This is a genomic window from Prolixibacter sp. DSM 2831, assembly GCF_056493735.1.
On the sequence record NZ_CM151379.1, the window covers coordinates 2165507 to 2192490 of the forward strand.

24 protein-coding genes are annotated in these 26984 nt (G+C 44.5%); 5 read left to right on the forward strand and 19 right to left on the reverse strand.

Annotated elements, in window-relative coordinates; translation table 11 throughout:
• Positions 1–219: 219 nt before the first annotated feature.
• Together AC060N_RS08675 and AC060N_RS08680 are read right to left on the reverse strand one after the other, a co-directional pair.
• Complete coding sequence (locus AC060N_RS08675; protein WP_479526742.1) at positions 220–750, reverse strand: outer membrane beta-barrel protein; 531 nt, start codon at positions 748–750, stop codon at positions 220–222.
• Between the two features lie 387 nt (positions 751–1137).
• Positions 1138–1512 (reverse strand): DUF423 domain-containing protein, encoded by a 375-nt coding sequence (locus tag AC060N_RS08680; protein ID WP_479526743.1) that lies wholly within the window; start codon positions 1510–1512, stop codon positions 1138–1140.
• A 368-nt stretch (positions 1513–1880) separates the two neighbouring features.
• On the opposite strand from AC060N_RS08680, the gene AC060N_RS08685 reads away from it, so the two are divergent.
• From AC060N_RS08685 to AC060N_RS08695, 3 genes are all read left to right on the forward strand, one after another.
• A complete protein-coding gene (locus AC060N_RS08685; protein WP_479526744.1) occupies positions 1881–3236 on the forward strand; it encodes a serine hydrolase domain-containing protein in 1356 nt (451 codons plus the stop codon).
• An 89-nt stretch (positions 3237–3325) separates the two neighbouring features.
• A complete protein-coding gene (locus AC060N_RS08690) occupies positions 3326–4300 on the forward strand; it encodes a hypothetical protein (protein ID WP_479526745.1) in 975 nt (324 codons plus the stop codon).
• 18 nt (positions 4301–4318) lie between these two features.
• A complete protein-coding gene (locus tag AC060N_RS08695) occupies positions 4319–5749 on the forward strand; it encodes a mechanosensitive ion channel family protein (RefSeq protein WP_479526746.1) in 1431 nt (476 codons plus the stop codon).
• Between the two features lie 392 nt (positions 5750–6141).
• On the opposite strand, the gene AC060N_RS08700 is transcribed toward AC060N_RS08695, so the two are convergent.
• The 7 genes from AC060N_RS08700 to AC060N_RS08730 form a co-directional block, all read right to left on the reverse strand.
• Positions 6142–7515 carry an MFS transporter gene (locus tag AC060N_RS08700; protein WP_479526747.1) on the reverse strand — a complete coding sequence of 458 codons (1374 nt, stop codon included), beginning with the start codon at positions 7513–7515 and terminating at the stop codon, positions 6142–6144.
• A 1-nt stretch (position 7516) separates the two neighbouring features.
• Positions 7517–8086 (reverse strand): isochorismatase family protein, encoded by a 570-nt coding sequence (locus AC060N_RS08705; protein ID WP_479526748.1) that lies wholly within the window; start codon positions 8084–8086, stop codon positions 7517–7519.
• A 223-nt stretch (positions 8087–8309) separates the two neighbouring features.
• Positions 8310–8552, reverse strand: a complete 243-nt coding sequence (locus AC060N_RS08710) for a hypothetical protein (protein WP_479526749.1) — start codon at positions 8550–8552, stop codon at positions 8310–8312.
• A gap of 39 nt (positions 8553–8591) precedes the next feature.
• Positions 8592–8957, reverse strand: a complete 366-nt coding sequence (locus AC060N_RS08715) for an RDD family protein (RefSeq protein ID WP_479526750.1) — start codon at positions 8955–8957, stop codon at positions 8592–8594.
• A gap of 403 nt (positions 8958–9360) precedes the next feature.
• Positions 9361–10371, reverse strand: a complete 1011-nt coding sequence (locus AC060N_RS08720; RefSeq protein ID WP_479526669.1) for an IS110 family RNA-guided transposase — start codon at positions 10369–10371, stop codon at positions 9361–9363.
• 1250 nt (positions 10372–11621) lie between these two features.
• On the reverse strand, positions 11622–12368 hold the full coding sequence (locus tag AC060N_RS08725) for an energy transducer TonB (RefSeq protein WP_479526751.1): 747 nt from the start codon (positions 12366–12368) through the stop codon (positions 11622–11624).
• Between the two features lie 39 nt (positions 12369–12407).
• Positions 12408–12632: a hypothetical protein gene (locus AC060N_RS08730; protein WP_479526752.1), complete on the reverse strand. Its 225-nt coding sequence runs from the start codon at positions 12630–12632 to the stop codon at positions 12408–12410.
• Between the two features lie 344 nt (positions 12633–12976).
• Between AC060N_RS08730 and AC060N_RS08735 the strand changes: the two genes are divergently transcribed.
• The gene (locus AC060N_RS08735; protein WP_479526753.1) at positions 12977–13384 is read left to right on the forward strand and encodes a hypothetical protein; all 408 of its coding nucleotides are present in this window, start codon (positions 12977–12979) and stop codon (positions 13382–13384) included.
• A gap of 392 nt (positions 13385–13776) precedes the next feature.
• On the opposite strand, the gene AC060N_RS08740 is transcribed toward AC060N_RS08735, so the two are convergent.
• The 6 genes from AC060N_RS08740 to AC060N_RS08765 all read right to left on the reverse strand — a co-directional run bounded on the left by AC060N_RS08740 (position 13777) and on the right by AC060N_RS08765 (position 20713).
• On the reverse strand, positions 13777–14220 hold the full coding sequence (locus AC060N_RS08740) for a hypothetical protein (protein ID WP_479526754.1): 444 nt from the start codon (positions 14218–14220) through the stop codon (positions 13777–13779).
• Between the two features lie 204 nt (positions 14221–14424).
• Entirely contained in the window at positions 14425–14730 is a 306-nt protein-coding gene (locus AC060N_RS08745) for a hypothetical protein (RefSeq protein ID WP_479526755.1), read from the reverse strand.
• Positions 14731–14790: 60 nt separating this feature from the next.
• Entirely contained in the window at positions 14791–16770 is a 1980-nt protein-coding gene (locus AC060N_RS08750; protein ID WP_479526756.1) for a DUF2075 domain-containing protein, read from the reverse strand.
• Positions 16771–18031: 1261 nt separating this feature from the next.
• Positions 18032–19027, reverse strand: coding sequence for an IS110 family transposase (locus tag AC060N_RS08755; RefSeq protein ID WP_479524294.1), 996 nt, complete (start codon positions 19025–19027; stop codon positions 18032–18034).
• Positions 19028–19466: 439 nt separating this feature from the next.
• Positions 19467–20447: an IS3 family transposase gene (locus AC060N_RS08760; protein WP_106544015.1), complete on the reverse strand. Its 981-nt coding sequence runs from the start codon at positions 20445–20447 to the stop codon at positions 19467–19469.
• Positions 20363–20713: a hypothetical protein gene (locus tag AC060N_RS08765; protein ID WP_146142101.1), complete on the reverse strand. Its 351-nt coding sequence runs from the start codon at positions 20711–20713 to the stop codon at positions 20363–20365. The genes AC060N_RS08760 and AC060N_RS08765 overlap by 85 nt, the downstream gene beginning before the upstream one ends.
• A 514-nt stretch (positions 20714–21227) precedes the next feature.
• On the opposite strand from AC060N_RS08765, the gene AC060N_RS08770 reads away from it, so the two are divergent.
• Complete coding sequence (locus AC060N_RS08770; RefSeq protein ID WP_479526757.1) at positions 21228–22238, forward strand: IS110 family RNA-guided transposase; 1011 nt, start codon at positions 21228–21230, stop codon at positions 22236–22238.
• Between the two features lie 152 nt (positions 22239–22390).
• On the opposite strand, the gene AC060N_RS08775 is transcribed toward AC060N_RS08770, so the two are convergent.
• From AC060N_RS08775 to AC060N_RS08790, 4 genes are all read right to left on the reverse strand, one after another.
• Positions 22391–24472, reverse strand: a complete 2082-nt coding sequence (locus tag AC060N_RS08775; RefSeq protein WP_479526758.1) for a heavy metal translocating P-type ATPase — start codon at positions 24470–24472, stop codon at positions 22391–22393.
• Between the two features lie 102 nt (positions 24473–24574).
• Positions 24575–24985, reverse strand: a complete 411-nt coding sequence (locus AC060N_RS08780; protein ID WP_479526991.1) for a Fur family transcriptional regulator — start codon at positions 24983–24985, stop codon at positions 24575–24577.
• A 441-nt stretch (positions 24986–25426) separates the two neighbouring features.
• A complete protein-coding gene (locus AC060N_RS08785) occupies positions 25427–25960 on the reverse strand; it encodes a transposase (RefSeq protein ID WP_479526759.1) in 534 nt (177 codons plus the stop codon).
• A 448-nt stretch (positions 25961–26408) separates the two neighbouring features.
• Entirely contained in the window at positions 26409–26975 is a 567-nt protein-coding gene (locus AC060N_RS08790; protein WP_153638907.1) for a dihydrofolate reductase family protein, read from the reverse strand.
• Positions 26976–26984 lie beyond the last annotated feature (9 nt).

Genomic DNA, 26984 nt, shown 5'->3' on the forward strand with positions numbered 1-26984 from the left:
GGTGGCTCAAATGGCTGATTTTGCGGTTTACGCAGTTGTCTTACGGAAAAATGAAGTAGAGAGTTCCATTAGCTATCGTGGATGAGTGTATGAAATAGTCCATAAGATGTTACACAAAAAACAGGGCGCAGCAAAAAAATGCTGCACCCTGTTACTTTTGTTGGGTGTGGTTCCCTTTTATATTAACCCCAAGGACACCTATGCGAAATATCTTTTATATTAAAAACGGTACTGAAGGTTGACACACATTCTGACATAACTGCCGTTCGCGATGGTTACTTTCAGTTCCGGAGCCAGGTTCAGCTGGTCGGTGAGGGCATAGTTCAAACCGGCACCGATGTTCAAACCTAAGTTGCTGTCGGAAGCGGTTACGCCCGGAGTCGTGATGGTTCCAAAATTGGGATCGGTGTAGGTTGTTCCCGGAATGTCAATCTTGGCAAATGTAACTGATAAACCGGCCGCACCGTAAACGTTCAAACCGCTGTTGTCGCTGTAAAAAAAGATGTAATGTCCGTCAAAATCGAGAACATTCCAGTTGGCATAATTCTTTTCAAAAAAGTGGGTAAATGCAATTCCGCCTTCCCATTGTTCGTTGAACTGATAGACTCCGTTGATGTCAATACCAACATTATCGATATCGGTTCCATATACCAAACCACCGCCTACGCGCAGGTTGGATGTATCGAATGACTGGGAAAAGCCAAAAAGAGGTAAAATAATAGCAAGGACGAGGAATGCAGATTTTTTCATTTTTGTTGAATTAATATGAAACGTTATTGTTGTTTGTGTCCTGGTTAGGTCAATACTCTAAACATAACGAAAAGAATTTCATATTATTGTTAATCTGAATTCAAAAAAATTGAAATTTTCAACACGATATAGCCAGCAAAACATGTAATCTGAAACTTCCTTTTATTCCACGCAAAGCCCGCAAAGATTTTCACGGAGAACGCAAAGAACAACCGTTCCTCGAAGCGAAACCTGAAACCTGAAACCTGAAACCTGAAACCTGAAACCGCTGCAACCGCTAATTTCACCTTTGCACACTATACCTTATCCCTTATTCCCTATACCTTACCCCTTATACCGAATATTTTCATTGTTCACTTCTAATTTCTCATTTCTCATTGTCCACTGTCACCCCATTTTCTTCCAAACGGCAATGAAAAAGAGTATCCAGGCAATGATGAAGCTGGTTCCGCCCAATGGAGTAATGGCCCCGAGCCATTTAATACCGGTAACCGCCAGTAGATAGAGACTGCCCGAAAACAACAAAATACCAATGGTCATCAGTATGGCCGACCAGCTGAGTGTCCCGGAAGGATAGTGTAGGTACAGAACGCCAATAATCAGGATTCCCAGGGCGTGATAAAACTGGTACTGCACTCCGGTGTGGTACACCTGCATCATATCGGTCGCTAATCTGCTCTTCAGGGCGTGGGCGCCAAATGCTCCCAGTATCACTGCCAGTGCCATTAGTACGGCACCGGTCATTAAGATGGATTTACTCATGTTATTGTCTTTTTTCTTTTCGGTAACCATAACAACAAGGAAGAAGTTTTGTTAGACATGGGTTTTCGAAAACTAAAACCTGTACTCCGAAAATGAGAGTGGGAGAATGGGCAGGTCGAACTGGTATAGGATAAGGGTATACGGAGTAAGGAGTAAGGAGTAAGGTTCTCAAACCTGTCACCTGAACAATAGAAACGATAGTAACAACAGAAACTTTAAGGCTCAATCTGAAATATCTTTGGTCTGGCGTCTGTAACTTAATTGCCGAAGTTTAGAGTTAGGCTTTTTGAAACTTGCTCAACAGCAGTAATTAATGAGAAAATTTTATATATTTCAAGAAATGTTCAACCTGCTAACATCACTTACCTATGAAAGAATTTCTTACCATCGTAATCCTCGTTTTTGCTTTTTCAGGATGTAAAAACAGCGCTCGGAAACCGGAAAGTGAGCAACCGTCAACTTCAAAAGATAAGAACACCCAGAAAGTTGCGATGCTGACTGCCGAAGAAAGTGATCCAAAAAATTTTGACTGGATGAAAGGATTTCCTCCGCCGAATGATAAGCGACTCAGTGCCGCCGATGGATCATTCTTTCGTTTCCCGGCATTGCGATGGAGTGTGGTCCACATGAGAGAGTTTTTCCCAACCATCAACGTTAGTCGGGGAATCGGGGCACCACAACTATTGGAATACGAACTGGATAAGAAGATAGAATCCCTTACCTTCTACCCCTTGAATATCCACGAGAAGATGACGTTTGCCGAATCGCTTTTAAAGAACTATACCGATGGCATCATCATTTTACATAAAGGGAAAGTGGTTTACGAAAAATATTTCGGTGAATTGACCGAAGACCGGGTCCATGCCATCATGTCGTTGACGAAATCGTTTACAGGCACATTGGCGTCTATACTTGTCGCCGAAGGTGTTCTCGATGATAATGCACTGGTCAGTCACTATGTTCCCGAACTGAGAGAATCCGCCTTTGGTACGGCTACGGTCAGAGAGTTGATGGACATGACTACTGCCATCCGGTTCAGTGAGGATTACGCCGACCCCAACGCGGACATATACGCTTTCGGAACGGCCGGAAATCCGACACCCAAACCCAGAGACTACACCGGTCCAGTGGGTTATTTCGAATACCTGAAAACTATCAAAAAAGAGGGGCAGCACGGAAAGGCCTTTGCTTACAAAACAGCCAACACTGAAGCGTTGGGCTGGATTATCTCCAAAGCGACTGGGAAAAAGTTATCGGAGTTGCTGTCGGAGCGAATCTGGAAGAAACTGGGAATGGAGGAGGATGCCTATTACCAGATAGATGCATTGGGGACCCCTTTCGCCGGAGGAGGCTTGAATGCAGGCCTGCGCGATTTGGCACGGTTTGGACAACTTATATTAAATCGTGGAGTATGGAATGACCAGCAAATCATTCCAGAACAGGCTGTATTGGATATCATGAAAGGCGGTGATCCGAAACGCTTTGCCCTGGCAGGGTACACCAACCTGAAAGGATGGTCTTACAGGGACATGTGGTGGGTCACAGAAAACAAGAACGGCGCATTTATGGGAAGAGGCGTCCACGGGCAAGCGATCTATGTCGATCCTGCGGCGCAGATGGTACTGGTGCGCCTCGCTTCCCATCCAGTTGCCGCCAATGCAGCGAATGATCCCTACTCTTTACCGGCCTACGAAGCCGCTGCAGAATACCTGATGAATCAATAGAATGGTCCTTCACCGTAATGTCCGTTCAAAATGTAAATAATTACTTTTCTTCTTTTGGAGAAACCAGAAACAATTGAAAAACTATCGATGTGCTGAATTCCGGAAAAATATACCTTCTGACAGTGCTCCTGTATGCATCGATTGCCTCTTTTGCACAGGGCGTGAAGGTTCCTGCCAGGGACTCGATAAACAGCGCCATCATTCTCTTAGAGAAAATTCCTGTCGCTTCAGTGAAGGCTCAATTTGAACTTTCGAGGATAGCTCAATCCCTTATCACTAAACAGCAGTTAGAGGCTGAGAAAGTGAGAAATGATTCCATCCTTAGTGTAGTCGATAGGATGCTCTCCAGGCAAAAAACAAGGTACACAGATCATTTATTGACACGGGATCTCAGTTATCAGATAGACAATCTGCGAAAATATCAGGGGATTTTGACGAAGGAAGAAAAGAAACTGCAGAATATCATCGAAGCGCTGGCAGCCTCCAATCTAACAATTAATCACACTCAAAACGTATGGACCCAGACCCGGACGTTTTATGCATCGAATGATCGCGACACCCTTATATCGAATTCAGTCGATCACGTCATCACCCAGACCGACAGCGTGAAGCGGCAGGTGTCTATCAGGACCCAGTACGCGATTTCGCTGCTGAGCCGTACATCAAAATACACGTTAAAAATTGAAACTGCATTGACCAACTTGTTGCGTATCCGAAAAAATGTACAACAAACATTATTTGAAAGCAATTACCCACCGGTCTATGCGCTGCATTTTTTCGATTTTTCGCAATTACGCGTGAAAACCTATCTGTCCGAATTCGTTCGGGAAGATAGGCAGGTACTGGTCGACTTTTTTCATGAAAATCAATCCAGGTTTCTCTATTATTTCATTTTTCTGGTTGTATTCATTGTCGCCCTGGTGGTAATTTACCGAAAGAGTAAGGTGATTGAGCTTGAAAAACCTAACCTGTATCAGCAATCAGCTCTTGCTATATTGAAGCGTCCCATTAGCCTGGCCATTATTTTCTGGATCTTCGCGTCGGGATTATTTTTCAACATATAACCCCCGATTTTCCAGGATATGGGCATAGTCATTCTTGTGATTCCAATCGTCGATATTTTGGCACACGTTGCCAGGAAAAGCAATAGCTACCTGGTTGTATTTGCTGTACTGGTTTTACTACGGTTTGCTACTTACATTTTTCCGCCATCGAGCCTGTTGAATCGCTATATCTTATTGATCATGGGAATTCTTGAGGTTCTCTTTTTGGCTCGTCTACTAAGGAGCATCGACTTAAAAAGTATCACCAGTCCCATTTTCCATCGCCTGGTCTTTTTTATCATCTGGCTGCATCTCACAGCCGCTGTTGTTGGCTTGGTTACCACCTTGTCAGGACAAATGAGAATCGCTGAAATTGCAATTGACCTTTCCATCTCCAACACATTGGTAGGCATCATGCTTATTATCTCGGCCATCACCATCATTGGTTTTTTGCAGCTGTTTGTGGATGCGAAACAGGCACGATGTTTAAAATTCCTTCAAAAAAGAAAAGAGCTTTTAAAAAAAAGAACCGTATTGATCGTCATGCTAATTACTGCATTGCTCTGGATCCATTACATGTTACAAATGCTTCGCCTGAGCAAGGATTTCTATCACGTCCTCGATACAGTGTTGAACCATAGGTTCTCGCTGGGTACCCTATCCTTTAGCTTATGGAATATTTTCCTTTTCTTTTTTATCATTTGGCTTTCTGTATTCATTTCCGGAGCATTGAGGAGCGTACTGGAAGACGATCTTCTAAAAAAGGCTAAGCTAAAAAAGGGTGTGCCGCGAATCATCTCGGTTATCATTCGGTTTAGCTTTATCACCATTGGTGTTATCCTGGCGGTTAGCGCGGTGGGGATGCCTGTCAATCAGATTACGATTATTTTTAGTGCATTCAGCGTGGGTATTGGCTTTGGACTCCAAAATGTGGTTAACAATTTTGTTTCAGGTATCATTCTGTTGTTTGAACGTCCTGTTCAGATTGGCGATACCATTGAGGTGGGAACGCTTATAGGAACGGTGAAATCGATGGGGATTCGCTCCAGCAACATCCGGACATTCGACGGCGCTGAAGTAGTGGTACCGAATGCCAACCTGATATCAAACGAAGTAATCAACTGGACCCTTTCTGACCGGAAGCGCCGGATAGAAATTATCTCAGGCGTGGCGTACGGCTCCGATGTGCATCAGGTACAGAAGTTACTTCTGGATATCCTCGAGCAACATCCTGACATATTAAAGGAGCCGAAGCCTCTTGTTCTTTTTAACGACCTGGGGGAAAGCTCGCTCGATTTTCGGATGCTCTTCTGGACGGAAAATTTTGACAATTGGATCATCATCAAAAGTGAAGTGATTTTCATGATTCATGATACCCTGTTGAAGGAAGGCATCTCCATCCCCTTCCCGCAAAAGGATCTGCATATTACTTCCTTTGAGAAGTATCAAGGCGGAAACAACGATGAATAGGAATAAATCCAAGCCGAATCTGCAACCCCAAAATGAGTGCTTTGGAGTGTGATTATGTGTCCCTATATTTATGGTGAAGGCGAATGTATAGATGAATGTTAGAAGTCTTTCTTAACACCTAACACTTACAACATTTCCAACAACAGTAACAACAGAAACCGCATCTGGTCTGATGCATCTTTGCACATTTTGTGGTTCCCTATTCAACTGCTGACCGGAGTTGCTTGAGATGATTGTTGCCCGAACCACCGGTTCCAAGCGCGGTGAAGAATAATTTATCCCTTCGGGAATTTTTACGCGGAGCCTTTTTTATCACAATGGACACGAAGTTCGGCACAAAGAACACCAAGTGGTAACATTCTTCGAAGCCCAACCTGTAACCTGTAACTTGATTAACCTATCTTCAACTGTTTCCGTTGCCGGATGAGTGTTCCGAATAAGAGGACAACCATCACGATAAACGAAGCGAGTGCAAAGATGGACAGGAGATGCAGACTTTTATCGGTGACGCCTCCGCGGAAAACGCTCTTAATTTGTGTTCCCGAGATGATGGCTCCGAAGTATCCGAAGGTCCGGTACAGGCCGAAAGAAACGCCCGTCTTGGCTTGCGGAACTTCCACACTAATCATCGCCTGGTTGACGATGCCATTGACGCCGGCAGCCAAGCCGGTCAGCATGATGACGATAACGAGTAGCCAGATAGGAATCGCTTCGTGCAGATAGAACAGTCCGCCCCACGCCAGGCCCATGGTGATGACACCCACCAGATTCATGCGCAGGTTATTCGTTGAACGCGAAATGTAAATGGCGGCAGCGCCCGACATGATTGACATGGGAAACATAATGAGACCGGTTTGCGACGGTGACATCATCTTCACCGCTTCCACCCATTGTGGCAGGGCGTACAAACTCAGGTAAAGAATGTAGGTGGTGGCGGTGGTGCGGATGTACACCCAAAAGAGCGAAGGTTGGTTCCACAGAAGTTTTACATCGAGGAACGGATTGGTCTGCCGGCTTTCGTGCCAAATGAGCACTACCAGCGACACAACGGCTACCACTGGATAAACAAAGTGCAATGGTCGCTGCGTCAGGACGAGAATGGACGAAATCAACAGGACCGCCATCAGGACAATGCCGGTGGCATCGATTTTTTTCAGCAACGAAACGGAGGACGTATCTTTATTTTCTATGGATGGAATATTTCGCGAGAAGTAGAGCGCATTGAGTACCCACGGGATGTTGATGAGAAAGATTCCCTGCCAGCCGAGCCAATCGGTCAGGACGCCGCCAAGGATCGGCCCCAGCACCATACTCACCTGGTTGGCAACGGAGATAATGCCCAGCACTCTTCCGGGTACGGCGCGTTGCTGACTTTGATACCGGTGCGAAACAATGGCGATGGTAGACGGATATGCAGCCGACGTTCCGAATCCGAGGATAACCCGCGATACAATGAGCCACGCAAACGAAGGAGCGAATGCCCCGATGAGTGCTGCGATGAATACCAAAATAAATCCCAACCGGTTGATGACTTTGGGATTGTAAATATCGGCCAGACGCCCCATGAGCGGCTGCCCGATGGTAGCGGCTACGTAGAGCGGTGTAATGAGGAAAGCCCCGGCACTGACGTCACGGGAAAACTGGTGACAAATGGTCGTCAGGGCAGTGGCCAGCATCGTCGAGTTGAGCGGATTCATCATGGTTCCCAATACCAGCGGGAACAATAATTTTCCGTCTAACCGCTCTTTGTCGATGCCTTCCCCCATGTTATCCTTTCTGCGGAAGCTGATTTAGAATATCCACTGTCGTACCCGACTCACCGATGCGCGGGAAGATGTACTGCAGGCTGTTGTTGTGTGCCTCCAGAATCCGGTCGGTCATGGCGTCGGTCGCAAAGCTGACGTTGTAACCCAGCTCGGCGGCGGCACGAGCCGTTCCTTCTACACCAATGCTGGTTGACACACCTCCCAGAACAATACCGGTGACGTTGCGTTTTTGCAACTCGTCATGCAGCTCCGTTTCGAAGAAGGCGTTCCAGGTATGCTTGGTCACGAAAATGTCATCCGGTCGGGTAGGAACCTCGTCGGCGATTTCGGTGAAGTCGTCCGGTTTCTTTGAGGCAGGCATTTGGGCATCCTTCCGGGAACAAGTCCAGGCTGCGCCGTCGGGTTTTACATTGACTATCACCACCGGCAAACTTGCCTGGTGAAATCCATCTACCAGGGCCGCCGCATTTCTCAGTACACCTTCCAGCGGGTGCGCCTTTTCACCGGCCAGAATTCCTTTTTGCAAATCAATCAGCACGAGGGCTGTCTGTTTATCCAGTTCTGTAATCATAAGATGCGTGTTTGTGTTTCTGTGTTACTCAAACAGCGGTTGCAGGCGGGATGTTTTTGGGAAGTCACAGGATAACTGTGTTAAAAGCAATTGAGAGCCTGTCTATCAGCTCGAATAATTTTTTTGAGGGAAAGATGTGAAGAAGATCGGCAGGAGGAGATAGGAAAGCAAATAAGCCAGGCCAGATTACCAAAGCAATCTGCGCCTGGTTTTTCAAAATTGATTATTTACCGTTGTTGTCACAAGGCTTGTAGATAGCGCCGGTGGCAAAGTCAACAATGGCACCCGGCCAGAAAAGGAGAATGTCAGCAACTAAAGCTACGGCACGCACCGGTCTGGCAGGTTCACCCGGTGCCGGTTTGGTTCGTTGACATTCTGAAACAGCACCACCGAAAACAGTAGCACAACTCGACAGGGTAGCAGCAATGAGCAACATCCCGATTACATTCACAATTTTTCTTTTCATAATGATATTAGTTGAATTACTATTGAGAGCCGACGAAACCTACAACCTGGTTATCGTCGTTTTGGAAATATAGTCGTGCAATCCTCTGAAAGAAAACAGGTAGGATAGGATATCAACCGGGATGAATCGCATGAGGGTACGTCCAAAAATCTGCAGCGAATAATAGAATTTGTTTTCTGTTTCCGCCAGGGATGAGACTCTGGAGCGGGTGACGAATTTGGCAGGAGTACGCCCCGCCAGCAGTTCGAAGAGGAAATAGTAAAGGAAATAGGCTAACACCGATATCCATTTGACATCCTCTTGGGGAATGCTGTTTTTGAATAGCAGAATAAATGCCAGGGTCAGAATGAGGTAGATGATGGTGTCCAGCAGGAAATTCACCAATCGTAATTTTTTTCCGGTCATGATTTTGTCGTGTTAAATAATTCTGGTTAGTATCGTTTCTCCGTCTAAATTATCAGATACTGTTAAATACTCCAAGAAAATAAGTAACTAATTCTTTGGTATTTGGTCTTTCTGCCTTGATTCCAACCGGTATATTTTACCGTTCATCCCACAGATCGATGCATTCACCACACAAAATCGACCGTTCACGGAAGATTTAAGCTTCTTCCGGATGTTGGTAATTTTCTGTCTAACCTGACTAAAACGATAGATGCTTGACGAATTTCAGGTTGGACGTCCCGGTTACTGTTGTTGGAAAAAGACATTAGACACCAGACTCGAGACACTAGACGATACAGAATGGCCTTTCGACTTTTCATTGTTCATTTCTAATTGTTCATATACTCTGTTAAAAAACAAAATTTCAAGCCACTTTTTGGGAGTAGATGGTATTATTTTTTCTTTCTCTAGGGTCAAGACAAACGTAGTCGAGACTATATGGTGTCTTGTTTTTTACAACGCTATAAACCGTTCTGAGTAATTTATTTGCAATATTGTTCATGATTAGATAATGAGGTTTTCCTTCCATCTTTTTCTTTTGATAGTAAAGCTGATATTCTTTGTTATGCTTGACGGCAGATTTGGCTCCCATGTACAGCAATGTTTTTAATTTTCTGTCGGCAAAAGGGCTTGTTCTGCGTTTTCCAACCATTTTGCCCGATTCATTAGGAAAAGGACATACGCCTGCGAATGATGATGCTTTTCGGGCTGTGTCAATAATATTAAAGTTGCCTGTTTTAATAATCAGATCGGTTGCGATAACGGGCCCGACACCTTTTACACTGGTTGCCAGCCGGTAACTTTCGTTAAGGTCTTCATTGGCCACGATGATAGCCTCTATTTCATTCTCGACCTCTTTGATTTGATGGCCAAGGTTTGACAGCGCTTTTTCTGTATGATGTTTGACCGAGATACTTTGCATTGGACTAACCGAACGACTGTGTACTCCAGTACGCAAAATTTTTCTTGCATTGACCAGCTGGGAGCGTAACGCATACAACGATTTCAATTCGCTAATCTCTTCTGAATCGTATACTTTAAAAGAAAGCTTATCGATGAACCTTTCGCCATATTCCCTGATCCTTGCAGCATCAATTGGGTCTGATTTTCCTTTAACTAAACCAAGGCTGTGCTTAATGGTATAGCCTGGAACCAAAGCAATTTTTACGCCAACCAGGTTACAGATAGCCACCAGTAAATCCCCATAGGTCCCTGTGTTTTCTGCACACAAGACACCATCATCTGCAACCGAGGATAAAAACTCCGTTATGTCCCCTAATCGGTTTTTTACCTGTTTGTTTTTTCCTTCTCCATTCTCATCAATGTAATGAACATCGAACTTTTTCATTGATAGATCAATTCCGTATACTTGCATAAATCTTTTTTTATGCTCCGCATTGAGTGGCTGAAATCGTGATAATGGGTTCTGCCCTAAATACTCTCTGGCTTTAACTCAATAATCTGCTGTACTTAATATGAAAATTAGATTTTATCTGTTACTAAATTAAAAGTTAAGGCAGCAGATGGAGCTTTTGCATAAAAGTATTTATGTTTTCCCGTTTACCTTCGATTTTTATTCTAATGCAAACTAACGATTATTAATTGTTTACAGGTTTGTTTATGTCTGAATATGGTTGACCTATTTGCCCGTAGGGCATCCAGTATTGTAGTTGAAATGCTATGCGGCCCAACTACTCCGTAGGAGTTTCACAAAAGGCTCCACGCAAAGCCCGCAAAGATTCCCGCAAAGCCCCCAAAAATTGCCAATCGATGGTAATTAATTGTTATGCCCCCAACATCGCCGATAGGCGAAACGCGCGTAGGCCCGTTCCCGATGGCCACCGGGATTCGTTTTTTTGGGGCAAGCCAAAAGGACAATGTAGGAAGTGTTGTTGGCTTCGATGGTAGACATCATTGTGTCCTTGGTGCAACCCTTGTGTTCTTCGTGGTAAAAGAATTAAAAAGGCTCCACGCAAAGCCCGCAAAGAAAGCACAAAGTACACAGTCTATCTTCGTGTTATGAGTGGTAAAAAGGCTCCACGCAAAAATTCCCGAAGGGATAAATCATTCTTCACCGCCGGTGGAACCGGTGGTCCAGCAAATTAAAAAGAGATACAACTCCGGTTAGGAGTTGAATAACTAACCACTAAGTGCACTATCCCCTTTGTGCAACCACAGGTGTTCTTCGCGGTAAAAGAAATATGAATAGACTCCACGCAAAAACCGCAAATAGCTGACCACCCATAACACTGATTCGTCTGTGTACATCCGTGAATTTAATCTGTGATTATTTGTGGAATATATGATTGATAAAAAAGAGGAAAGCCCCATGGCGGTGGGGCTTTTTGTTAAGAGAGGTTGATGGTATTTGTATCCAGGTTTGGGAATCAATCCCTGAATCTACCATAGTCAAACTGGTGTATCAGTAGCATGTCATACCATTTCATTACACACAGTTTCACTTTTTTTATGTCTTCGTGAAATTTTTTTTCCCGGAAAGGGAATAGGCCATCTGTCAGGTAACTTCCTTATGTGACTTACGGCACAAAACGGTCAGGGTTTCACTTTTTCCCGGACAAAATGCCGCATTTTATCAACAATAGCGTGAGCATAACAACCAACGCGCTATCGAGTGCTCGACTGTGTATCCTTGTCGGAGGCAAACGACGCCAGGGGCTCCTGGTTCATGAACCTTTTCAGCTTCCGGACATCTTTCATGGCCTGACTGCGTTGATACAGGTGCCGGCTGCAGGTAATCCGCATCGGGTAAGCATCCAGGTTGTACGGGTTGCGCCGGATGGCCTCGTCCAGCAGATTCAGCGCCAGCGCGTAGTCCGACGCCTCCATGGCTACCTGCATGCGGTGGGCCAGCTTACCGTCGGTAAGAATGTGATGAGTCGACGTTTCCGGTGCCCCTGACGCCGTGATGTCCAACGGTGACATAATGTTCGGTCCGCTGATGTCGGGGGAGTAAAACGGGTGATGAGCCAGTTGAAACCGCAGCTGGATGTAAAAAGTTTCTGTGTCGTAGTTCGGTTGCATTTTGTGCCAGCGCCCGTCCGTTCCCCGCAGCACTCTTGTCACTTCATTGTCGATGGGATCGCCCAGCGAGTTGATGATGGTAATGGCGGCCACCCGTCCGTTCGGGGTAACCGTCACCGCGGCAATCGACAGGCCCATGCGTCCCCGCACGACGGCCTCGGCCGGGTAAGTGGTCGTTTCGCCCAGGTACAGCCGTAGCTGATCTTCACCGCCTGTAAAACGCTCATTGAGGTTTGGCAGCGAACCGGAGTGCCTTGCCGGACTTCCGGTCTGTGCTCCCGCCTGAACCGATATCAGGAGGGAAAGCCCAAGCATCATATGTCTTATCATTTTGTTGGAAAGGTTAAAGGTCGTTACAGAGGCTGGCCGCTATTTGCTCTTCAGCCGGAATACCAGGAACACGAGTCCCAGCAGCAGCGTAAGCTTTAGCATGTATTTCAACATCACGTGTGTGGAATGCCCCAGCTGGTAGCCCACATCGTATGCCGTCATGTCGTGTTGGAAAGGGGAGAGGTCAATCACCGTAAACAGGATTGACAGGAAGACGATTGTCACGATAACAAGAACGAGGTCAAAAACTTTACTTTTTGTCATGGCGTCAGTTTTTCGTTCAACGTATGGTGTGTTCCGTTGCCGGCCGCCACTGCTGCCTGCTCCCGGATGCACCGGTTATGTTGCTTCTACGTGGTCGTAAGCAAATAACTTACGTTATATCTGTTCCCTGGTCAAAAAGAAACATCATGCCCAATTTACCCATAATGTTTGGTTTGAGCAAATGAGGGCCGGCTGGTATTTCGCATCGGAGCCAACACAGGCGTTCGCTGCCGGCCCATCGCGTGGTTGAGCGCAACCTTTTGGCAACCATATTCATCTGGTAAGAGAAGTTCAAAAAAACAGGAAGTTTGAACCGAATGTAAACCAACCCTAATTTTGTGACGATGAAGAAAGCGATGATTCTGGTGATCGGCATTTTTTTGCTGATTTCATGTAAAGACAACGAAAACCCGATTGGAAAATGGGATGACATTATTAAACTCTCAACAAAGAGTGTGGAGTTGACGGCCCAGGCAGACTCTGTGACCATCAACACACAAGGAGACTGGTGGTGGGTAGACGAAATTTCGTTTCAGGACAGCACCTATAGTTATTACAACCGGACAGACATCAACCTCGAAGCGGATGCTTATACCATACAGGAAGATGATTTTACCGTAGAACGACGGGATAAGAACACCTTGTTCGTCCGGTTAAAAGAAAACAACACGGGAGCCGAACGAACGATGCTCATTGGCCTCGAAGCCGGAGACTATTTCGACCACGTGAGTATCAAACAGGCCGCTAATTGATTTAGCCTGCGCCGCACACCCCGTCAGTGGTCGACAGACCCTGATGGTGCTCCCAGAACCAACCGCTGACCTGTCAGCGTGCAAAGCACCTGACAGCGTCGGAAACGAAAACCAACAACTTTATTCCCGTTTTCAGCTTCCAACCCCGACAGGGTTCCGAACCCAGTCAGGGCTTTTGTTGCAGCACCAAAAACCACTGTCGGGGTCTCCGACCACCAACAGGATTTCACCCCGAACCCCGTCAGTGGTTGTTAAACCCTAACGGTGGTATACAAACCAACCGCAGACCTGTCAGCGTGCAACGCACCTGACAGCGTCACAAACGAAGCACTAACAACTGCAATAGTCAAAAAAAGAGAGGCTCACAGGCCTCTCTATCCATTCGGTTGTATTTATTTTCGCGCGATTCTCTTTCTCAGGAGCAGATAGGCAAAGGCCAGCGTACCGAGCATGTTGAACATGTGCCTGAAAATAATTCCGGTAGAGCTACCCATGGCATAACCGGCATCATAAGCCGACATGTGGCTGGTAAAAGTGGGCGAATCAAACAGTGCAAAGATGATGGATAGAAAGAAAACCGTCAGGATTAGCAGGACAAAATTGGTTAGTCTGCTTTTCGTCAGATTAATGAAAATCAGGTAAGCAGCCGCCAGTGCAATCGTCATTCTTAACATGTGTTTGAGAAAAATACCGGTGGAATTTCCAACGGCATCGCCCATTGCAGCAGCCGACGTGTGGCTCGTAAGGGACGGCGCATTAATCAGGGAAAAGATGATGGATAGCGTAAAAATTGTTACCAGTAGCAGGAAGAAATTGGTCAAATTACTTTTTGTCATGGTGTGAAAATTTATTGTTCTACATGAGGTCGTCCGGACGGAAATCGTAGTGATTGACCGCTATCGGAAAACCGGATTCATTGTCTTTTGATGGTCGTGATAGTCAATTTTATAGTAATTGAAGTGCTCCCGAATTCCCGAAAGCATTCCCAATGTATAAATTTTGGTTGGGTGTGGCAAATGGGAAGGAACTAGCCAAATAGTTTAGTGATTTTTAGTTTTTAATATGTTGATGAAATCTTCAATTCTATCTTCTGAAGAGATTTCATCTGTGGTCTCAATTTCTTCAACTTCATACCACGAAAAGTCATCACAATATTTATGAAAGTCAAATTTCTCTATTCCTACCTTTTCTGGGTAAAAAAACATTCCATCAATTAAATATCTTTCTATCTCTGTTTTAATATCTGATATGGGTAAATTGCGAGTATTCAGAAAATCTTTATAATTAAATTTTTTATAGTTCCCTGAATCTCGGTGTAAGTAGTGAATACGAATACCATTGGACATTTTTTGTTAAAAATAGTCAATGTTTGTGTTGCTTGTTGTCGACGATAAGTCACACTCAACTCATTTTATTTCTTCAATTCCAATTTCTTTTAGATACTCAAATGTCGAGTTGTAGAATTCTGGGTTTCTAGTTGCGTCTTCTTTGTCACCTTGGGGTACAACGATCACCATTCCTTGTCTTGCACGAGTTAATAACACGCGGTAAGCATTTTTTAGGTAGTTCTGACGCTCTTCTTTCCGGACATGATACCATTTATTTCCTTTGAAGGACCAATATTCCCATCCTTTAGGCGTATATCGGAAATCCGCATCCCATGTCACACATACCCAGTCGAGTTCAAGGCCTTGTACATGAAATTCAGTAGCAACATCTTCCAAATAATATGATGAACGAATATCATCTTTCTCATCCAAGAACCAATGAATGGGATCGACAGGTGATTTAACGTCTATAGCAAACGGTTTCAGTCGTTGGGCTTGAGAGGATACAACAATACCATAACGTTCACTCCCTCGGGCTTTTTTTTGCAACCATTTTTTGGCTTTGTTTAAATCTCTAGTGATGACAATTGGATATTTCGATTGAAGTTGTTGAAGTGTTTGTTTCGATTCGACAGTATCTAAATCAAGTAATTGCTTAACCCATAGCGATAAATTTTCCGCTCTGAAAGAGCGCATCGAAACTGCCAGATGTAATTCTCTTAAGTATTCTACATTGTTTCGTTTATTAACTTTTGTCAGCACTTCGGATGCATTGTACTCACTGTCGGTAAGTCTATCAGAAATATATATTTTCCATTCCGGGAATGAGCGCTCCAGAGAATTAATCCACTCGCTTATTCCTGCTTCTCCGGTATTAATTTCTTGACCACCTCCGACCAAACATACCACTACAGCCCAATCTTGATGGCGGTCAAGACAGGATACAAGAAACTCGGGTTCAGAAAATTCAAAGTCAGGAATATTTTTTCTCTGTTGCATAAATTTAGTGGTTTGTTCCAAGGTCCAAGCTCTTTGAGCTTCATCAAATAGTGCAACATGTTCGACAGGAGGACGATTGTCTTTCAGACCATCATCTCTAAAGTGATGTACATTTTGAATAAAAGCTTTGACCTCACTTCTTGCTTGCCCTATTTTTAGCTTCTCACCTTTTTCCCTAGCTTGTTGAACTTGGTCGCGAGCCAATGCTTCCTGTAATATTTTAACTAGAGGTCCGTTTCCCGATAGAAAAACACTGTAAAGCTCACTTTCCTTCTTAAAATGCTGAGTTGCTATATCCAAACCAACTAGTGTTTTTCCAGCACCGGGAACGCCTGTTACAAAGCAAATAGCTTTTTCTGATCGTTCTTTCGTATCCTCAATGATTTGTGAAAGCTTTTGCGAAGTGATTTTCAGATTGATCGCATTATCATCTGTTCTGGAGATATCCGCTACTGTATGGTTGTTGTAAAGAGCCAAAGCAGCCTCTATTATTGTTGGGGTTGGATGGTATCGTCCTGCTTCCCAACTAGAAATGTCGATGATTTTGTCACCGTTGAAAAATTGTAGGGCATTTGCCAATATACCGCTTAGTGATGAAACATTACTTCTTATAGGTGCAAAAAGGTTATCGTCTGCTACTGTTGAAGTAATAAGTTGATCTGCAGTTTTGGCATGAGTAGCAATGAGTATAGGAACAATAATTTTATCGTGGCTCGTTTCATGAAAGTTTTTCATATCAAGAGCATAATCCCAAACTTGGTCTATGCTATGCATATGATATTCTTTCTCTCCTACTTTAAATTCTAATATGAATATAACAGACTGGATGATTACTAGCACATCAATTCGTTTTCCCATTCTAGGGATTGAATACTCAAAGTAGATAGAGCCTGAATATGCATGCAGTACATCCTTTAAAATGTTAATCTGGGATAACCATGCATCCTGTTGATTTCGGTCTAATGAGAATTCGTTGTTTCTAGCGAGAATACCAATTATTTCATTAGAGGATGAAGAAAGAAAATTTTGTATCGAATTAGAATAATAGGCTCGGTTCATAGAATGGGATTTTGCAAAGCAAATATGCTAAAAATAATTTATTAAATAGGTTGTAATTGTCATGTACGCCGGCCATACGTCAAAAGTAGGAATAACATTAAAAAATAGCCTGTTTCTTGTGTTTTAAAGAAGAACATCTCCGTGTCAAATAGAGATAAAGATGTGTTTTAAAAGAATCCTCTTGTTCAAACAGCGGATATGAGAAGTTTTTTAAGAAGCAGACGGCTGTTTTTAAAAGAATGTTCGTCGTGAAAAGAAGACAACCATGGTTTTTAAAAAGTAACCGGGTGTGAACCGGAAAACGGCAGTATGCGGGAAAAAGACAGCCCTGGTTGAGAGAAGACAACGAGGTGTAATGACAGGAACAACCATCTGCGGAATAGAAACAGCTACCTGCAAAATGGAAACAAGCAACGTAAAATTGGAAGTAGGCACCTGTTAAAAGGAAACAGCTATCTGCAGAATGGAAACAACGGTATGTGAAAAAGAAACAAACATCGGGCAAATGGAAGTATCGACCTGTTGAATGGAAACAAGCGTGGTAAAAATGGAAGTAAGCACCTGTTTAAAGGAAACAGCTATCTGCAAAATGGAAACAGGCGCATGTGAAATAGAAACAAGCATCGGGCAATCAGGAACAGCTTTCTGTTGCCTGGAAATAACGAGGATGCAATTCGAAGGTTAAGAGGTTTCGCTGTGGAGCACACCCGCTTTTGTCCGGAGCGCTGCCGGAAAACCGCAGAGGGCACATCCTTTTTCCCGGAGCGGTGGCCAAAATATGTTGAGCATACATACTTTTCTTCGCAGCGATGGCTAAAACATGTTAAGCATACATACTTTTTCACGCGGCACACCTCAAAAAATGTTCGGGGGACATACTTTTTTAAACGGCGGACCCTAAAATATGTTCTGGGTACATACTTTTTTCCACGGCGACCCCGCCGGCGTGCGAAGCTCATCTCGCCGGATAAGCTTCATCTATATCAGCCGCTTTTAACCACTGGTATTTCATTAACGCGCAATCCGTTCGCGAATGCCCTCCTTCGGAGGAGGTGGCCGAAGGCCGGAGGAGGATTTGTTCAATGAAAAATGAGAAATGGACAATCAGAAATTTATCCTCCCCCTTTAATTCCCCCTCCAAAGGGGGACAGCGTGCTAACTTGCTGCAGAAAATAATTGGAAGCTTATCCGCGGTTCTCCTTCATTCTTTAGTCGTGTCATCGGTGGACGTTTTTGCGTATACTCTGATTAATCCAAATTTTCAGGCTACTTTTTTGTCAGCTATTCTGGGATCAAGACACAAGTAGTTTATATCATACTTTTGTCCGGATTCCAGGATCGCATAAATTATTCTCAGTAGTTTGTTGGCTACATTATTTAGTACTAAATAAGAAGGTTTCCCTTCTGCTTTCTTTCTGATATAATAGTTTTTCATCTCTTTGTTGTAAGTGATCGCAGATGTTGAACATAAATACAGAAGTGTTTTTAATGATCGATCACCCATTGAACTTATTCTGTGCTTTTTTACCATCTTGCCACTACTGTTAGGGAAGGGACAAATTCCTGCAAAAGAAGCAGCCTGGCGGGCTGTTCGGATCTTTGTAAAGTTATGTGTCTTTATGATTAGCTCATTGGCTGTAACAGGTCCTATTCCCTTTATACTGCAAATAAGTTCACTGTTCTGAGCATATTCCTGGTTGGCGTTGATTATTTTCTGTATTTCTTGCTCAACTGAACTGATTTGTTCACTTAGATCAGCGATCACCTCAGTTGCGATATAGTGAGCTCTTAATGACTTGAACGGAAGCCTGCCTTTGTCTTTCCCTTGCGTTAAAAGTATCTTTCTGTTTTTCACCAACACTTGCCGTAAGTTGTGTAACTCACGAAGTTCATGGATGGTCTCATCTGCATATTCAGCCGGTCTTAGTTTATCAGAAAACCGTTCCCCATACTCTCTTATCCTGGCTGCATCTACCGGATCACTTTTCCCTTTTTGAAGACCCAATGAGTGCTTAATCTCATAGCCAGAAACAGCACTGATGCTTACTTCAAAACAGTTAGCAAGAAAAATAAGTAAGTCACCATAAATGCCTGTATGTTCGATGCATAAGGTTGAACTTGAAGGTAAATCAGATAAAAACTCACAAATAGAATTGTAGTTGTTTTTAACTTCCAATTCTTTAATAATTCCCTCTTCAGAAAGAAAATTCACATTAAACTTTTCCTTTGAAAGATCGATACCATAAATTTGTCTCATAGTGTTTTATTTATAGAGGCTCCAATTGAGTGGCAAAAACCGTGATAATGGGTTATACCCTAAATACTCTCTGGCTTTAACTCAAACGTATGTAGTTCTTAATACGCAAATTAGGTTTAAAACCTGGTCCTTTGCTAAAGGTAACGCTACATACGGGAGTCTCTTATTTATGCTATGAGTATAACCAAACTTACTCCTCTATTAAAATGCAAGTCTAACGGCCCTTTGCGAAAATCTTTGCGGTCTTAGCGTGGAGCCTTTTGTGAAACTCCTACGGAGTATGTTGGCACGTGAGGTGCTATCTGCTACAATACTGGATGCCCTACGGGCAATTCAGCTAGCGTTGCTCAGGCATGGACAAATAGCTCAATCCAGACGAAAAAGCTGCTGAAAGAGCTGTCGTTCGCGCATGTGTATCGTCCTGAAAAAAGTTTACAGGTTAGACATTTAAATTTACTTGTTTTTTATAATAGGTTTTCCATCTTTTTTTGAGTGTACCCGATCTGAGATGTGCCTGTTCCGGTGTGAGCATATTGCAGCTCAGATGCGGACGTCTATTGTTGTACTTGTTTATTGTCTTTTCTAACTGACTGTTTGTGAAAATGATGTTCTTGCTTACTTCGAGATGAAGATATTCATCTTTAAGAATACCGTTAACTCTCTCGGCAATGGCATTGTCTCGTGGATTACTGTTCTCTGTCATGCTAACCTGAATTTGGTAATCCTGAAGCAGGTTGACATATTCCTTAGAACAATACTGAATCCCCCGGTCTGAATGATGTATTAATCCTGCGACAGGTTGACCGAGACTTTTTAAAGCCCTCTGCAAACAGGCAACAGCATGTGTGCTATCCAGATCAATGGCCAGATGGTATCCCAATATTTTTTTTGAATAGGCATCTGTCAGTAAAAATAAATACCGGAAACCGGAATGCGTTTTTAGATAGGTAATATCACTTACCCATAGCTGGTTTGGGCCGGAAGGTATGAACCCCTGGATTAAGTTGGGATACTTTCTGTACCAGTGATGGGAATTGGTAGTGATGTGTTGTCGCCTCCTTTTTCTGATCAGCATTCTTTCAGTGGAAAGTAAGTCAAACAAAGCATCACGTCCCATCTTAATGCCGAGCATTTCTAAATCAGGCTTGAGTAGATGATATAGTTTTCGGGTTCCCATTCTCGGATGCTCTTTTCTAATTTCATTAACCATCTGAACAATAATGTGATTTTCGACAATCGCCCGTTCCTGCTTTTTATAATGCTTATGATGAGCTTGCCTGGTGAAACCAAACAGTCGGCATATCCTGCCCAGACCAACGCGCGGATAGCAATACTTTAACGCCTGGACCGTTTGGTTACGGACTTTTTTCTGATCGGAATGTGAAATTGCTTTTCCGCAATATCGATCATTTGTGAAAATCCTTCGGAGCGGAGTTTTTCATCTTCCAGTTGTTTTTCTAACTCCTTAATACGTCTCAGAAGGGCCGTTTTGGAGATTTTATCATCCGGTTCCATACCAACAGAATAAACCTTTTCATTACCAAATTTACGAATCCATTTTAAAACTGTTGTGTGTCCTTTGATATGGTACTTCCGTCGGGCTGCTTCTTTGGTAATAAGCCCCATTTGTACTTCGTTAACGACTTGTTTTATAAACCTCTCGCTATACATACTAAATCCTGCCATAAGTTTACTTTTTGTGTAAACCTATTTCAGGACAAGACACTGTCCTCCTCCAGGAGGAGGTGGCCGAAGGCCGGAGGAGGATTTTCAATGAAAAATGAACGATGAGAAATGAAAAATCGAAAGACCGAAAGACCGTTCTTTATCGTCTATGGTTGAGCAAAGCGAAATCCCGACTGTGCGTTGGGGTCTAATGTCTGGAGTCTAGTGTCTTTTTTCCAACAACAGTAACCACAGAAACAACAGGAACATTTGCAACCCAGAAGTGCAACCTGAAACCCTTAAAACAATTAGTAATCGTTAGTTTGCATTAGAATAAAAATCGAAGGTAAACGGGAAAACATAAATACTTTTATGCAAAAGCTCCATCTGCTGCCTTAACTTTTAATTTAGTAACAGATAAAATCTAATTTTCATATTAAGTACAGCAGATTATTGAGTTAAAGCCAGAGAGTATTTAGGGCAGAACCCATTATCACGATTTCAGCCACTCAATGCGGAGCATAAAAAAAGATTTATGCAAGTATACGGAATTGATCTATCAATGAAAAAGTTCGATGTTCATTACATTGATGAGAATGGAGAAGGAAAAAACAAACAGGTAAAAAACCGATTAGGGGACATAACGGAGTTTTTATCCTCGGTTGCAGATGATGGTGTCTTGTGTGCAGAAAACACAGGGACCTATGGGGATTTACTGGTGGCTATCTGTAACCTGGTTGGCGTAAAAATTGCTTTGGTTCCAGGCTATACCATTAAGCACAGCCTTGGTTTAGTTAAAGGAAAATCAGACCCAATTGATGCTGCAAGGATCAGGGAATATGGCGAAAGGTTCATCGATAAGCTTTCTTTTAAAGTATACGATTCAGAAGAGATTAGCGAATTGAAATCGTTGTATGCGTTACGCTCCCAGCTGGTCAATGCAAGAAAAATTTTGCGTACTGGAGTACACAGTCGTTCGGTTAGTCCAATGCAAAGTATCTCGGTCAAACATCATACAGAAAAAGCGCTGTCAAACCTTGACCATCAAATCAAAGAGGTCGAGAATGAAATAGAGGCTATCATCGTGGCCAATGAAGACCTTAACGAAAGTTACCGGCTGGCAACCAGTGTAAAAGGTGTCGGGCCCGTTATCGCAACCGATCTGATTATTAAAACAGGCAACTTTAATATTATTGACACAGCCCGAAAAGCATCATCATTCGCAGGCGTATGTCCTTTTCCTAATGAATCGGGCAAAATGGTTGGAAAACGCAGAACAAGCCCTTTTGCCGACAGAAAATTAAAAACATTGCTGTACATGGGAGCCAAATCTGCCGTCAAGCATAACAAAGAATATCAGCTTTACTATCAAAAGAAAAAGATGGAAGGAAAACCTCATTATCTAATCATGAACAATATTGCAAATAAATTACTCAGAACGGTTTATAGCGTTGTAAAAAACAAGACACCATATAGTCTCGACTACGTTTGTCTTGACCCTAGAGAAAGAAAAAATAATACCATCTACTCCCAAAAAGTGGCTTGAAATTTTGTTTTTTAACAGAGTATATGAAAAATGAGTAATGAACAATCGAAAGACCATTCTATTTAGTCTAGTGTCTTTTTCCCAACAACAGTAACCACAGTAACAATAGTAACAACAGAAGCAATAGTAACCTTGCAGTGCAACCCGAAAACTTACTCCCGGAGGACGCGTATCGAATTGAAAACCGCCAGCAACGCTACTCCCATGTCACCGAAGACCGCTTCCCACATGTTGGCAACGCCGGCAATTCCCAGCAGGATGAAGATGCCCTTCACGCCTAGGGCGAAGATGATGTTCTGCCAGACAATCCGGCGCGTTTTCCCGGCTACGTCGATGGCATCGACCACTTTGGCGGGAGAGTCGGTCATCAGCACCACGTCGGCCGTTTCGATGGCGGCGTCGGAACCCAGTGCGCCCATCGCCATACCCACGTCGGCCCGGGCAATCACCGGCGCATCGTTGATACCGTCGCCTACAAAGGCCACCTTGTGTTCGCCATCGAGCAATGCTTCGATGTGCCGTACCTTGTCTTCCGGCAGGAGTTCGGCATGGTAGCTGTCGAGCTGCAGCTTTTCGGCCACCGATTGCGCTACCGATGTTTCGTCACCGGTCAGCATCACGGTTTTGATGCCCTGCTTCTTAAGTTTCCGTATAGCATCAAAGGCATCCTCCTTGATGCGGTCGGCAATCACCAGGTAGCCGGCATAGGTCTTATCGACGGCCACATGCACCACTGTTCCTTCCACATCGCAGCTATCGTGTTCGATGAGTTCGCGGTGCAGCAACTTGTCGTTTCCGGCCAGGATGGTGTTGCCATTCGCGGTAGCCACCACACCATGCCCCGATATCTCCTTCACGGTAGAGACATTAGCTGCATCGACTGGCTTTCCCCAGGCTTCGAGAATGGATTGTGCAATGGGGTGGTTCGAGCCCGACTCGGCGATGGCAGCAAATTCCAGCAGCTGTTGTTCATCGTAGCCATTCACGGTAACGACATTCGTGACCTTGAATTCGCCTTGGGTCAGTGTACCGGTTTTATCGAAGACCACCGTTTTTACGTGCGTTAAAGCGTCGAGGAAGTTCGAGCCTTTCACCAGGATACCGTGTTTGGAGGCACGGCCCACGCCGCCAAAGTAACCCAGCGGAATGCTGATGACCAGGGCGCAGGGGCAGGAGATAACCAGCACGACCAGCGCGCGGTAAATCCATTCGCTGAAGGTGGCTCCGGCGATGAACAGCGGCGGCAACACGGCCAGCAACAGGGCACCGATAACCACCACCGGCGTGTAGTATTTGGCAAAGGTGGTGATGAATTTCTCGGTTCGGGCTTTCCGGGCCGTCGCATTCTCGACCAGCTCCAGTATCTTCGAGATGGATGATTCGCTAAAGGTTTTGTTCACCCGGATGGTCAGCAGGCCCGACTGGTTGATCATCCCGGCCATAATTTCATCGTTGGCGTTTACCTTGCGGGGAACGCTCTCGCCGGTCAGCGCTGCCGTATCGACAAACGAGCTGCCTTCGAGCACTGTTCCGTCGAGCGGGACTTTCTCGCCGGCTTTTACCAAAATCACATCACCGACGTTTACCTCTTCGGGGGACACTTTCCTGATTTCTGCTCCCTGTTTGACGTTGGCAAATTCGGGCTTGATTTCCAGCAACGCTTTGATGGATTTCCGGGAGCGGCCCACGGCAATGTCCTGGAACAGTTCGCCCACTACGTAAAAGAGCATCACGGCAACCGCTTCAGGCATCTCACCAATGGCAAACGCGCCCAGCGTGGCGACGGTCATCAAAAACTGCTCGTCGAAAACACGCCCTTTGACGATGTTCCGGACAGCGCCGGCAATTACTTTCCAACCGCTGATGAGCCAGGCCGTGACAAAGACGATATATTCTGCCAGGTGATAGGGCGTTTGAGCCAGCACGTCCTTGAATATGATTCCCAAAACCAACAGCGCCGTAGCGATGCCTGCTTTGATGAGCGTTCCGCGGTTCTCGGCCAGTTCGCTTTTGGCAATCAGTTGCGGGGCGGTTTCGTTATCGGTGACTTCGACGTCTGGTTCCAGTTCGCGAATCTTCTGCCGCACCAGGTCAATGTCGTCTGTTTCGATGGTCATCGACAGGTTGGCAAAGTTGACATTCACAAATTGTACTTCGCTGAGTTTGCCCACGCCATCTTCTATTTTGGCGGCGCAGTTGGCACAATCGAGATTCTTCAGCTGATATTTTTTCATGGTTGTATCCTCTTCTTATGGACACAAAGATACGGCGAGAGCCTGTGCAACCGGGTTGCAAAAGTACACAGCAGTTGTGAAGCGAGATGAAAATGAAGGGTTTTACCGGCAGTCGGAGCAGAGGCCTTTCACCACCATGTTGACGCTGTCGAGACTAAAATCGGTCGGCAGGTTGATTTGGGGGATGGGCGTGTCGTTCAGGCAGAATGTTTTGTTGCAGACCGTGCAGAGGAAATGGACATGCAAATCTTCCGGGGCGCAATCGCAGGTTTCCTGGCACAACGCATATTTCAGGGCGCCCGTCCCATCGTCGATGCTGTGGATGAGCTTGTGCTCTTCGAAGGTTTTCAGGGTACGGTACAGGGTCGTTTTGTCGGCATGGTCGAACCGGTTCTCCAAATCCGCCAGACCGATAGCTGCCTCCTGCGCCATAAACGCCTTCAATACCAGCAATCGCACCGCCGTGGGTTTGATATTCCGTTCTGTCAGCCGATGATCGAGCGTTTCCTGCATGGGGTGTTGTTCCTTTATGACGTTGTTTTCTTCCACACGTAAATAAACTGAAATTTTTTGGAAAGGTTTCAGCGTGCCTCGAAATTTGGCAGGTTATAATTAACGTTGCGCAATACATGTTGGTCTTTTGCACGGTCACGATGTATCGTGACCCTACCGGGGTACCGGCGTTGCGAATGGCAGTTACGTCGTAGGGCCACGACATGTCGTGGCCGCTGGATAACCCAAGCTGTTTAATTTTTTTTTGATGCAACGTTCTGCTGTATTTCGTTTATAGAAATAGAAAATAAGGATTGTATCGGTTGGGCATTTTTTTCGCACGGTCACGATGTATCGTGACCCTACCTGAGGCACCGGCATTGCGAATGGCAGCAACGTCGTAGGGCCACGACAAGTCGTGGCCGCTGCACTAACCAAAGCATTATTAGATAATTGCCAAAATTACCGTGTTAGTTCGCCATATTTCAACCACCATTTTTCCGGGTTTTGTTTGATATACATACGGTATTTCCAAAGGTCGTTTGAGTTTTTGATGATGCGGTCGTAATAGCGAGGTTGCCAACTGAACAATCCGCCCAAAGAATGCTGGTTCGCCCAGCGCGTCACTGAGGCTTTATACTGCCCGATGATCGTCCCCAGAGAGCCTTTCGGTAACGGACCAAAACGATTAGGATGTGTTTTTGTAGATTGAAGTGCGGTTAATTCATGGTAATCCTGACGAATATGGATAATTCCGTGTAAATGATTGGGCATCACAACCATGTTATCCAGATGAACATTTTCGAAGTGCTTGGGAATTTCCATCCAGTAATTTGCAGCCGTTTTTCCCAATGGTGTTAATTCGATAGTAGCGGATGAAGTAGCCTTCCCGAACAGGCATTTTCCAAGACGGACATTCAATGTGATAAAATAGGAGCAGGGCTGGCTGTAATCATGAAATGGGTGTCGGTTGGTTCTTCTTCTGGGGTAATACATTTCGTGAAGTCTTACACTGATTATTGGTTAATTTGGCGGCTACTTCAATTTAGTAAATAATTTCCGGCGATAGATTGATTTAGGCGATTGTTTTGACATTGCACGGTCACGATGTATCGTGACCCTACCGGGGCACCGGCGTTGCGAATGGCAGCAACATTGTAGGGCCACGACTGTCGTGGCCGCTGCACCCAGTAAGCCCGTTTTTGCATATTTCCCTATACTGTATTTTACCGAAACCGGGTTGTTTTAATGTTTAAATAGACATGTATCAGGGATTATCGCACGGTCACGATGTATCGTGACCCTACCTGGGGCACCGGCGTTGCGAATGGCAGCAACCCCCGTAGGGCCACGACATGGCGTGGCCGCTGTACGCCCCCCTTGTTTCGTTTGTAGTGGCCGCTGAATCCGACCAGCCTGTTTTATTTTCAAATAAAAAAAAGGGTCAGTCATAACGTGGTTTGTAACTCAAAACAGTTTTGCCACCGGAATATAACCTGGATTGTATAGGAGTGAATCGCTGTATTTCTTTTAGCGAATTAAAAACAGTAACACCGCTGCTGATAGCTGTTGGATTGACAATAAAATGATACTCGTCAATTAGTCTCTCCTTTACCAGCGAGGAAACAAAACTGACACCACCAAAAACAAGTAGGTCTTTCCCGTTTTGCTGTTTTAACTCGGCAATTTCTTCTCTAAGATTTCCTTTGGTCAAAGTGGTATTGTTCCAGGTTGATTTGTCGAGTGTTGATGTGAAAACAACCTTGTGGATCGAAGCTATCTTTTTTGCAAATGGGTGGGTGGGATTTTCTGCTGCCGTATCCTCCCAATATTTTAGAATCGTTTCTGCCGTTTTTCTGCCAAGTAAGAGCGTGTCGGAGGTCTCGAGGAGTGAACTCATAAACTCCATCAGTTCATTATCCGGATTCAGGGTCATCCAGTCTTTTTCTCCGTTTCGTCCTGCAACACAACCGTTGATTGTCATTTGCATTTGTAATTTTAATTTCCTCATCGTTATCTT

Bases quoted from the DNA above. Each gene is read 5' to 3' on its own strand.
- AC060N_RS08675 (WP_479526742.1), bottom strand. From the start codon at position 750: ATGAAAAAATCTGCATTCCTCGTCCTTGCTATTATTTTACCTCTTTTT.
- AC060N_RS08680 (WP_479526743.1), bottom strand. From the start codon at position 1,512: ATGAGTAAATCCATCTTAATGACCGGTGCCGTACTAATGGCACTGGCA.
- AC060N_RS08685 (WP_479526744.1), top strand. From the start codon at position 1,881: ATGAAAGAATTTCTTACCATCGTAATCCTCGTTTTTGCTTTTTCAGGA.
- AC060N_RS08695 (WP_479526746.1), top strand. From the start codon at position 4,319: ATGGGCATAGTCATTCTTGTGATTCCAATCGTCGATATTTTGGCACAC.
- AC060N_RS08700 (WP_479526747.1), bottom strand. From the start codon at position 7,515: ATGGGGGAAGGCATCGACAAAGAGCGGTTAGACGGAAAATTATTGTTC.
- AC060N_RS08705 (WP_479526748.1), bottom strand. From the start codon at position 8,086: ATGATTACAGAACTGGATAAACAGACAGCCCTCGTGCTGATTGATTTG.
- AC060N_RS08710 (WP_479526749.1), bottom strand. From the start codon at position 8,552: ATGAAAAGAAAAATTGTGAATGTAATCGGGATGTTGCTCATTGCTGCT.
- AC060N_RS08715 (WP_479526750.1), bottom strand. From the start codon at position 8,957: ATGACCGGAAAAAAATTACGATTGGTGAATTTCCTGCTGGACACCATC.
- AC060N_RS08720 (WP_479526669.1), bottom strand. From the start codon at position 10,371: ATGCAAGTATACGGAATTGATCTATCAATGAAAAAGTTCGATGTTCAT.
- AC060N_RS08725 (WP_479526751.1), bottom strand. From the start codon at position 12,368: ATGATAAGACATATGATGCTTGGGCTTTCCCTCCTGATATCGGTTCAG.
- AC060N_RS08730 (WP_479526752.1), bottom strand. From the start codon at position 12,632: ATGACAAAAAGTAAAGTTTTTGACCTCGTTCTTGTTATCGTGACAATC.
- AC060N_RS08735 (WP_479526753.1), top strand. From the start codon at position 12,977: ATGAAGAAAGCGATGATTCTGGTGATCGGCATTTTTTTGCTGATTTCA.
- AC060N_RS08740 (WP_479526754.1), bottom strand. From the start codon at position 14,220: ATGACAAAAAGTAATTTGACCAATTTCTTCCTGCTACTGGTAACAATT.
- AC060N_RS08745 (WP_479526755.1), bottom strand. From the start codon at position 14,730: ATGTCCAATGGTATTCGTATTCACTACTTACACCGAGATTCAGGGAAC.
- AC060N_RS08750 (WP_479526756.1), bottom strand. From the start codon at position 16,770: ATGAACCGAGCCTATTATTCTAATTCGATACAAAATTTTCTTTCTTCA.
- AC060N_RS08755 (WP_479524294.1), bottom strand. From the start codon at position 19,027: ATGAGACAAATTTATGGTATCGATCTTTCAAAGGAAAAGTTTAATGTG.
- AC060N_RS08765 (WP_146142101.1), bottom strand. From the start codon at position 20,713: ATGGCAGGATTTAGTATGTATAGCGAGAGGTTTATAAAACAAGTCGTT.
- AC060N_RS08770 (WP_479526757.1), top strand. From the start codon at position 21,228: ATGCAAGTATACGGAATTGATCTATCAATGAAAAAGTTCGATGTTCAT.
- AC060N_RS08775 (WP_479526758.1), bottom strand. From the start codon at position 24,472: ATGAAAAAATATCAGCTGAAGAATCTCGATTGTGCCAACTGCGCCGCC.
- AC060N_RS08780 (WP_479526991.1), bottom strand. From the start codon at position 24,985: ATGCAGGAAACGCTCGATCATCGGCTGACAGAACGGAATATCAAACCC.
- AC060N_RS08785 (WP_479526759.1), bottom strand. From the start codon at position 25,960: ATGTATTACCCCAGAAGAAGAACCAACCGACACCCATTTCATGATTAC.
- AC060N_RS08790 (WP_153638907.1), bottom strand. From the start codon at position 26,975: ATGAGGAAATTAAAATTACAAATGCAAATGACAATCAACGGTTGTGTT.